Genomic DNA, 8,211 nt, shown 5'->3' with positions numbered 1-8,211 from the left:
GCAGCCGGGTCATCGCCAGCTGCTGCTCGCTTTCACCCTTGTGCCCGAACGAGGCGTTGTTGGTCTGCACGACCAGCAGCCGGGCACCCGCGTTGACCGTGTCGCGGACGAGACCGTCGTCGGCCACCTCGAAACAGATGACGTCGCCGATCGTGATGCCGCCGATGGTGAGTGTCCCGACCCTGTCGCCGTGGACGAAGTCGTTCGGCATCTCGGTGGCGAACCGTTTGACGAGCTTCTCCAGCACAGGCCGGCCCGGTAGGTATTCGGCGAACGGCACGGGGTGCTGCTTGATGTACATCTGGCGTTGCCAGCCGCCCGCCGCCCAGACCAGACCCGCGTTGCGTACCTGGCGTGGCCCCGGCCCGTCGAGCACCGCGCCGACGAGTACGGGAGCCCTCGCCGCCCGCGCCGCCCGGTCCAGCAGGGCCGCGGCGTGCGGATCGTCGAGCGGGTCGACGTCGGAGGAGTTCTCCGGCCACAGGACGAGATCCGGCTGCGGGGTACGGCCGGCTGCGACATCCGCGGCGAGGCGTTCGGTCTCGGTGACATGGTTCGTGGTGACCTGGAACCTGCGGCCGAGCGCGTCTAGACCACCGGCCTGCGGGACGTCGCCCTGGACCGCGGCGACCGTCGCCGTCCCGGCCTGCGCGGAGGTCGGCAGCGGCACCGCAAGACCGACGAGCGTCACGGCGACGGCCCCGGCGAACGGGCGGGCCGCGGCCGTAGGCGTCCGTCTGCGGACTGGTCCGGGGACCGCGCCGGACGAGGCCGCAACCCGCGCGCCGAGGATCCCCGAACGGAGCGTGGCCGCGGCCAGCAGCGCGCCGGAGCCGGCCACCGCAGCCGTCACCAGCGGGGCGCCGCCGAGTGCCATCAGGGGTGCGAGCGGTGCGTCTGCCTGGCTGAAGGCCAGCTTCCCCCATGGAAACCCGCCGAACGGGACGCGTCCGCGCAGGCTTTCCTGCCCGACCCACACCGCGGCGACCCACAACGGCCAGCCACGCAGCCGTGTCACCACCGTCGTCGCCGGTGCGACCACCGCGAGCAGGGCGGCCTCACCGATCGACAGCACCACCCAGCCGTCCAGGCCGACAAACATGACGAACCGCAGCATCGACAGCATGAAGCCGAGACCGAACAGCACGCCGAGGCCGAACGAGTGCCGGAGCCGTACACCGCGGACGAGGAGGGTGAGCGCCGCCACCGCGACCGGTGCGAGCGGCCACATCCCGACGGGTGGGAAGGCCAGATACAACGTGATCCCGGCGGTGACCGCGAGCAGTGGCCGGATCAACTGCCGGGCCCGCCCCGAGATCCGACGGGCGGACGGTGGGTGCTCGGCGGTCGGCGTGTCCGGAGCTGTCACAGTACCCAGTGTCGGTCACCACCCGGACCGGACTCGACCGGGTCGGCGGATCGCACCGTCCGCGATCGGCTCGTATCACCGGCTGCCGAGGAACGAGCTGCCGCGTTGACTGATCCGCTGCGTGGAGTAGTCGTCGTGGACGTGGAGTAGTCGTCGTGGAGTGGATGAGTTCCACCTGGGAGGAACGTCCTCCTGGGCGGACGGTGACACGCCCGGACCGTTCACAACGGTCACGCAACCCCGCGTGGGTGGCTGCTCCTTCTGACCTGGGAAAACAGGAAGAAGACGCAGGTGGAACAGATGGTTGACAGCACCACGGCAACGACCGGTACGGTCCATGTCGTCCACTCGTACAGGCGGCTGCGGCAGCGCCTTCCCTGTCGGCAGACCGGCCGGCGGGCGTCGGGCGCTCACGCGTCCGCCCCCGCCCAGTACCAGGCCCGGTCGGTGGTGGGGTTCGGGCAGGAAGTTCGTCACCGCCGGCGAAGGGGGAGCTGCACAGCAGCCCGGAGGGTCCCGGATCGTCCCCTAGACAACGGTGTCCCTGCCCGCATCCGGCGGGTAGGGAATCGGTCCGAAGGACGGTCCGGGACCCTTTCTGCCGTCATGTTCCGATCTCAGGCGGATGCTCGTTCACCTGTCGGTCATCAGATCGTGGACGACCGTGCCGCGCACGACCGTACGCATGCACAGGGGGGTGGGGCCGTCGATGTCGGGAAGGCCCGCCAGCCCCGATCTCGGATCGGTGGACCATGCGGCCACCCGGGTGTCTGGTACCCGCACGACCAACTCCCCCGCCACCCGCCAGACGGCGAACGTCGCGGGGGTGCCCGCGGCGAGGACTCCGCTGCCGTCACCGTCGGCCCGGGCGGCCCGCCACCCGCCCCTCGTCGCCGCGGAGAACGCCGCCCGGGCGCTCAGCGCCGCGGACGGCGAGTGGTGCCGGACCGCGGCGCGCACGCCGCCCCAGGGGTCCATCGGGGTCACCGGGGCGTCCGAGGACAGCGCCAGGACGACGCCTGCGGCGGCCATCGAGGCAAAGGGGTTCATCGCGACCGCACGGTCGGTTCCGAGCCGTCGGGTGTACATCTCACCCGGGCCTCCCCAGTGGGCGTCGAACGCCGGCTGCACACTGGCCACCAGGCCAAGGCGGGCCATCCGGGCGATCTGGGCGGTATCCGCCATCTCGCAGTGTTCGATGCGATGGCGGCCGGCTACGACGCGTGGCAGGCCGATCTTCTCGGCCGCGCGTTCGTACCCGTCCAGGACGGCGTCGATGGCGGCGTCCCCGATGGCGTGGAAGCCGGTCTGCAGGCCGGCCTCGCCGGCTCGTACGACGACCTCCTGGATCGCGTCCGCATCCAGTTGCAGCAGGCCGCGGTTGTGGGATGCGTGGTTGTCGAGGGCGTCGACGTAGGGGGCGCGTAGCGCCGCGGTGTGCGACCCCAGCGAGCCGTCGACGAACAGGTCGCCGCCGAGCCCGGTGCCGAGGGCCAGCGCGGTGTCGATGTCACCGGCCCAGTAACCGTGGATGACCGGCCCCGGTTCGTCGGCCGCGAGCGTCAGCAGGTCGCTCAGGTCGTCCGCGGAGGAGACCTCCGGCCCGGCCATCTCGTGCAGTGCGCCGATGCCGAGGCCGGCGGCGTGCGCGCGGGCTCGTCGCTGCGCGGCGCGCCGTTGATGGAGGGACACGCCGGCGTATGCGGCGGCCCGCGCGACGTGGTGGGCCTCGCCCCGGCACAGCCCGTCGCCGAGCCATCCGGGCGCGCCGGGGGCGCCGGAGTGGGCGGCGAGAGCGGAGGACACGACCGCGCAGTGGCCGTCGATCCGGGACAGGTAGACCGATGCTCCGCCGCTCGCACGGTCGAGTTCGCCGGCCGTGGGTGGCCGGCCTTCCGGCCACCCCGTGTCGTCCCAGCCGGTGCCGAGCACCATGGTCGCGCGGTGGCGCCGGACGTGGTCGGCGAGCTGGTCGAGGGCTGCGGCCAGGGTCGGCGCCATGGCCAGGTCGAGGCCGTCGAGCGCGAGCCCGGCCGCGGTCGCATGCATGTGTGCGTCCACGAAGGCGGGGGTGACCACGGCGTCATCGAGGTCCACGGTCTCGTCCGCGGTCATCGCGTCGGCGGCCGGGTCGGAGCCGATCCACGCGACCGTGCCGCCTTCGACCAGTAGGGCGGTCGCGAACGGGGATGCCGGACTGTACACCCGGCCGCCGCGGTAAAGGACGCGCTGAGGTTCTCCCGCTCCGGCGCCTGATCCTGCACCTGTCGGCTGCTCGGACTGTTCGTACCAGGGTTTCGACGACGTGTTCGCCACGACTGAACAGTCTGCCCGCCGGCCACCTGTCGTGGTGCGCGCCAGGGCGGTGGAGCACGGTGGTGGTCGTCGCAACCTGCGGCCTATGCGGTCTAGACGCCCGGTGGGCGTGCCTCGTACGGGGTTGACAGCACCACCATCGTGCGGGTCGAGACGTTCGCCGCGGCGCGGATCTCCTGCAGCAGGCTTTCCAGGTCGCCCGGACCCGCGACCCGGACCTTCAGCAGGTAGCTCTCCTCGCCGGCAACGCTGTGACATGCCTCGATCGCGTTCAGGCGGCGTAACCGGTCCGGTGCGTCGTCCGGCTGGCTGGGGTCGATCGGCGTGATGGAGACGAACGCGGTGAGCGGCAGCCCGACCTGGGCGGTGTCGACCAGGGCCACGTAGGAGGTGATCACGCCGCGTTGTTCCAGGCGCCGCACCCGTTGGTGCACCGCGGAGACGGACAGACCGGTGGCCCGCCCGAGGTCGGTGTAGCTCATCCGACCGTCCCGGCACAGCAGGCGGACGATCTCGCGGTCCAGGTCTTCCAACACGATCAGGAGCGTACGCAGATCTGCGGTGGCCACGGGATGGTCCTCCCCTCCCATCCGCATGCTGATGGTGCATGCCAGGCCGGCTGTGGTTGCGGCCGCGGCCCCGCAACCACACCGATGTTGAATACTCTGTGTAATGTTCCTGGCGATACGATTTTTTCCAATGTTCCCTAGTCACTCAGGGGTCTGCCTCCGGGTGCGCCGGCCATGACTTTCGGTGTTGCGGAGGTGGACGCGGGCCTCGCAGGTGGTAGGCGCTTTCGGTCGGGGGTACCGGCGTCCCTTACTGTGGCCCACCGGTATCCCAACACGGAATGAGGTGAGGCGGTGGGGCTGTCCGAGCAGCTCGCGGGCAAGCGGGTCCTTGTCACGGGAGCGACCGGCTTCGTGGGCGAGGCACTGCTGGAACGGCTGCTGTCCGACCTGCCTGACACCCGGGTGGTCGTTCTCATCCGTCCCCGCGCAGGCAGGAGTGGACAGGCTCGGCTCGCGGGCCTCATCGCCAAGCCTGCGTTCACCGCGTGGCGTGAGCGCGTCGGCGCCGACGGCGTCGAACAGGCGCTGCGCGAACGGGTCACGGTGCTCGAAGGCGACCTCGCGCGGATGCCGACGTTGCCGGCGGACCTCGACATCGTCATCCACTGTGCGGGTGAGGTGTCGTTCGACCCGCCGATCGACATGGGTTTCACCACCAACCTCGGCGGCGTTCAGGAACTGCTGCGGGCCGTCCGCGACAGCGGCGCCCGACCGCACCTGGTGCACATCTCCACGGCCTATGTCGCGGGTCTGCGGTCCGGGCACGTGGCCGAGGGCCGGCTTGTGCACAACGTGGACTGGCGGGCCGAGCAGGCCGCTGCGGCACGGGCGCGGACAGCGGCCGAGGACGCCTCCCGGACCCCCGATGCGTTGCGTGGTTTCCGGGAGGAAGCCGAGGCCGAGCACATCCGCGCGGGGGCGCAGACGGTGGCCCGGGAAGCCGAGCGGCGTCGCCGCAGATGGGTGGACCGCAGACTGGTCGATGCCGGCGGCGAACGGGCCCGGGTCCTCGGCTGGACGGACTGCTACACGTTCACCAAGGCCCTCGCTGAGCGTTTCCTCGAAGGCGAACGGGACGGCCTGCCGCTCACGATCGTCCGTCCGTCCATCATCGAAAGCGCGCTGGCCCGCCCGTTCCCGGGATGGATCGAGGGCTTCAAGATGGCGGAGCCGCTGATTCTCGCCTACGGACGCGGGGAACTGCCGGACTTCCCGGCGTCGCCTGACGGGATCATCGACATCATCCCAGTCGACCTCGTCGTGAACGCGATCATTGCCGCCGCCGCGGCCACCCCGATGGCGTCGACCCCGGCCTACTACACCGTCTGTTCGGGTTTTCGTAACCCGCTGCTGTTCCGTGATCTTTACGAGCACGTCCGTGAGTACTTCGGGCGTCACCCGCTGTCCAAGCCCCGGCGCGGAGCCATCCCGGCCGCCGACTGGCGGTTCGCCGGAGCGGCCACGGTCGAGGGCCAGCTGCGGCGCGGCGAGCGGTTCGCGGGCCTTGCCGGCAAGGCCCTGGGGTACGCGCCCCGCTCGGACCGGATCCGCCAGGCCGCCCGTGACCTGGAGCAGCTTGACGAACGGCTGTCGTTCCTGCGGCGCTACCAGGATCTGTACCGGTCGTACACCAAAGCCGAGCTGGTCTATGTCGATGACGCGACCCGCGCGCTGCATCAGGCGCTGGAGCCCGCCGACGCCGAGCGGTTCGGGTTCGACCCGGCCTGCTACGACTGGCGCACCTACCTGCAGGAGATCCATTTTCCGAGTGTGACGGCGAGTTTCCGCGGTCCGGATCGCCCCGCGGTGCCGACGCGGCGGGCGTCCCACGCGCTCACCGGTGGTCCGGACACCCTCGCGGTGTTCGACCTGGACGGCACGCTCGTGTCCTCGACGGTGGTCGAGTCCTACCTGTGGCTGCGGCTGGCCGACCAGACTCCGGTGGCGCGCGGGCGCGAACTCGCGCAGCTCGCCCGCGCGCTGCCCGGGTACGTGCGGGCCGAGCGGCGGGACCGGGGGCATCTCATCCGGGCGGTGTACACCCGGTATGCCGGCGCCGACCCGGACGAGCTCGTCCGGCTCGTCGACGAGGTCGCCGGTGACATCCTGCTGCGCCGGGCGAAGGCGGGGGCGATCCGCCGGGTCCGTGAACATCGGGAGGCTGGGCACCGGACCGTCCTGCTCACCGGGGCGGTCGAGGTCCTCACCCGTCCGCTGGCGCCGCTGTTCGACGAGGTCGTCGCCACCCGGCTCGCCGTCGGCCCGGACGGGCGCTGCACCGGGCGTCTGGTGTCGGCCCCGCTGGTCGGTGACTCCCGTGCGGCCTGGCTCGACCACTACGCCAAGCGGGTGGGGGCGAACCTGTCGGCGTCCTGGGCGTATGCGGACAGCCAGTCGGACCTGCCGATGTTGCGCGCGGTCGGCAACCCGGTCGCGGTCAACCCGGATCTGCCGCTCTACCGGGTGGCCCGGCGATCCGGCTGGCCGATCGAACAGTGGTCCTCCACGCCCGGTGAGCCGCGCGCGGTCGCCGTGAACCGCGCCGAGCGGCAGGCGCACGCCGTCGCCCGGCACGGCGGCGGCGGTGGCGGTGGCGGGCCTGCGGGTCCCGGCCGCGTCCGGACCATGCGGTTGGGAGCCGACCGGTGAGCCGTGCCCTGGAGCTCTACCGGTCGTTGCCCCGGTATCTGGCGACCCGGACAGTGTCCGGCCGGCTGCCGTCCCTGGCGGCTGCCGCGGCCACCACCACGGCGCCGTTGCGGCTGACCGACCGGCCCGCCCCGGCCCTGCCCGGGGACGGCTGGGTCACCATCCGTCCCCGGTTGTCCGGGATCTGCGGATCGGATCTGACGACCCTCACCGGGCAGTCATCTCTCTACTTCGCATCCCTGGTCTCGATGCCCTTCGTCCCGGGCCACGAGATCGTGGCCGACCTGCAGACCGGTGTCACGCTCGCCGACGGTACCGAGCTCGCGGCGGGTGCCCGGGTGGTCGTCGACCCGGTGCTCGGCTGCGCTGCCCGGGGGCTGCCCGCCTGTTCCGGGTGCGCGGGCGGGTATACCAGCCGTTGTGACCGGATTACGTCCGGTCATCTGGCTCCCGGGCTACAGACCGGTTACTGCGCGGACACCGGCGGTGGGTGGAGCAGGGCGCTGGTCGCCCACCGTTCGCAGCTGCATCCGGTTGCAGATGACCTGCCGGACGAGCGGGCGGTGCTCGTCGAACCGCTCGCGTGTGCGGTGCACACCGCGCTTCGGGCCGATCCCGGTGACGGCGACCGGGTGCTGATCATCGGTGCGGGTGCGGTGGGGTTGTTCACGCTGCTGGCGCTGCGCGCCTACACCAAGGCCGGGCCGGTGACGGTCGTCGCCAAGCACCGCCGCCAGGTGGAGCTTGCGCGTCGTTTCGGCGCGGACGAGATCCTTCCGCCGGCATCCGCGGTCGGTGGGGTGCGCCGCGGGACACGGGCGCTGAAGCTCGAACCGGAGGTCGGCCCGCCGTACCTGCTCGGCGGGGTGGACATCGCGATCGACTGTGCCGGCAGCGCGTCGTCGCTGTCGACGGCGCTGCGCACCACCCGGGCGGGCGGGCGGGTCGTGCTGTCGGGGGTTCCCACCGGGTCGGTCGACCTGGCCCCGCTGTGGTTCCGTGAACTGGAACTGGTGGGGACCTACGCGTCCAGCGTCGGATCGGGGACGGCCCGGTCGGACTTCGACCGGGCGCTGGAGCTCGCGGCGACCGCGCCCCTGGACGGGATCGTGTCGGCGACCTATCCGTTGGACCGCTGGCGGGACGCGGTGGACCATGCGCTTGCAGCCGGTCGTCTCGGAGCGGTCAAGGTCGCCTTCGACCTGATGGCACCGTGACAGAGGGCACCGTGACAGAGGGCACCGTGACAGACGGGCGATCTGTTGTTCAGTACCAGGACATCTACTGGATGGCGGCCGGCGGCAG

The 8,211-nt window shown here is 71.7% G+C and carries 6 protein-coding genes; 2 read left to right on the top strand and 4 right to left on the bottom strand.

All coding sequences use genetic code 11. The annotated features are described in order from the left end of the window. The 4 genes from lnt to NBW77_RS00810 form a co-directional block, all read right to left on the bottom strand. On the bottom strand, positions 1–1,369 hold a 1,369-nt coding region (gene lnt, locus NBW77_RS00825; RefSeq protein WP_250279137.1), incomplete at its 3' end, for an apolipoprotein N-acyltransferase. Between the two features lie 75 nt (positions 1,370–1,444). Then, complete coding sequence (locus NBW77_RS00820; protein ID WP_165486099.1) at positions 1,445–1,603, bottom strand: hypothetical protein; 159 nt, start codon at positions 1,601–1,603, stop codon at positions 1,445–1,447. Between the two features lie 399 nt (positions 1,604–2,002). Further along, positions 2,003–3,574 (bottom strand): amidohydrolase, encoded by a 1,572-nt coding sequence (locus NBW77_RS00815; RefSeq protein WP_250279136.1) that lies wholly within the window; start codon positions 3,572–3,574, stop codon positions 2,003–2,005. 203 nt (positions 3,575–3,777) lie between these two features. Further along, the gene (locus NBW77_RS00810; protein WP_284346867.1) at positions 3,778–4,254 is read right to left on the bottom strand and encodes an Lrp/AsnC family transcriptional regulator; all 477 of its coding nucleotides are present in this window, start codon (positions 4,252–4,254) and stop codon (positions 3,778–3,780) included. Positions 4,255–4,548: 294 nt separating this feature from the next. Between NBW77_RS00810 and NBW77_RS00805 the strand changes: the two genes are divergently transcribed. Together NBW77_RS00805 and NBW77_RS00800 are read left to right on the top strand one after the other, a co-directional pair. Then, positions 4,549–6,906 carry an HAD-IB family hydrolase gene (locus tag NBW77_RS00805; RefSeq protein ID WP_131746948.1) on the top strand — a complete coding sequence of 786 codons (2,358 nt, stop codon included), beginning with the start codon at positions 4,549–4,551 and terminating at the stop codon, positions 6,904–6,906. After that, positions 6,903–8,123 carry a zinc-dependent alcohol dehydrogenase gene (locus NBW77_RS00800; protein WP_250279135.1) on the top strand — a complete coding sequence of 407 codons (1,221 nt, stop codon included), beginning with the start codon at positions 6,903–6,905 and terminating at the stop codon, positions 8,121–8,123. Before NBW77_RS00805 ends, NBW77_RS00800 begins: the two co-directional genes overlap by 4 nt. The last annotated feature ends 88 nt before the right edge of the window (positions 8,124–8,211 follow it).

The sequence above is a fragment of the Frankia sp. Cppng1_Ct_nod genome (assembly GCF_920656135.1).
Taxonomy (GTDB): Bacteria; Actinomycetota; Actinomycetes; order Frankiales; family Frankiaceae; genus Protofrankia; species Protofrankia meridionalis.
This window is presented reverse-complemented; position numbering and strand designations above follow the sequence as displayed.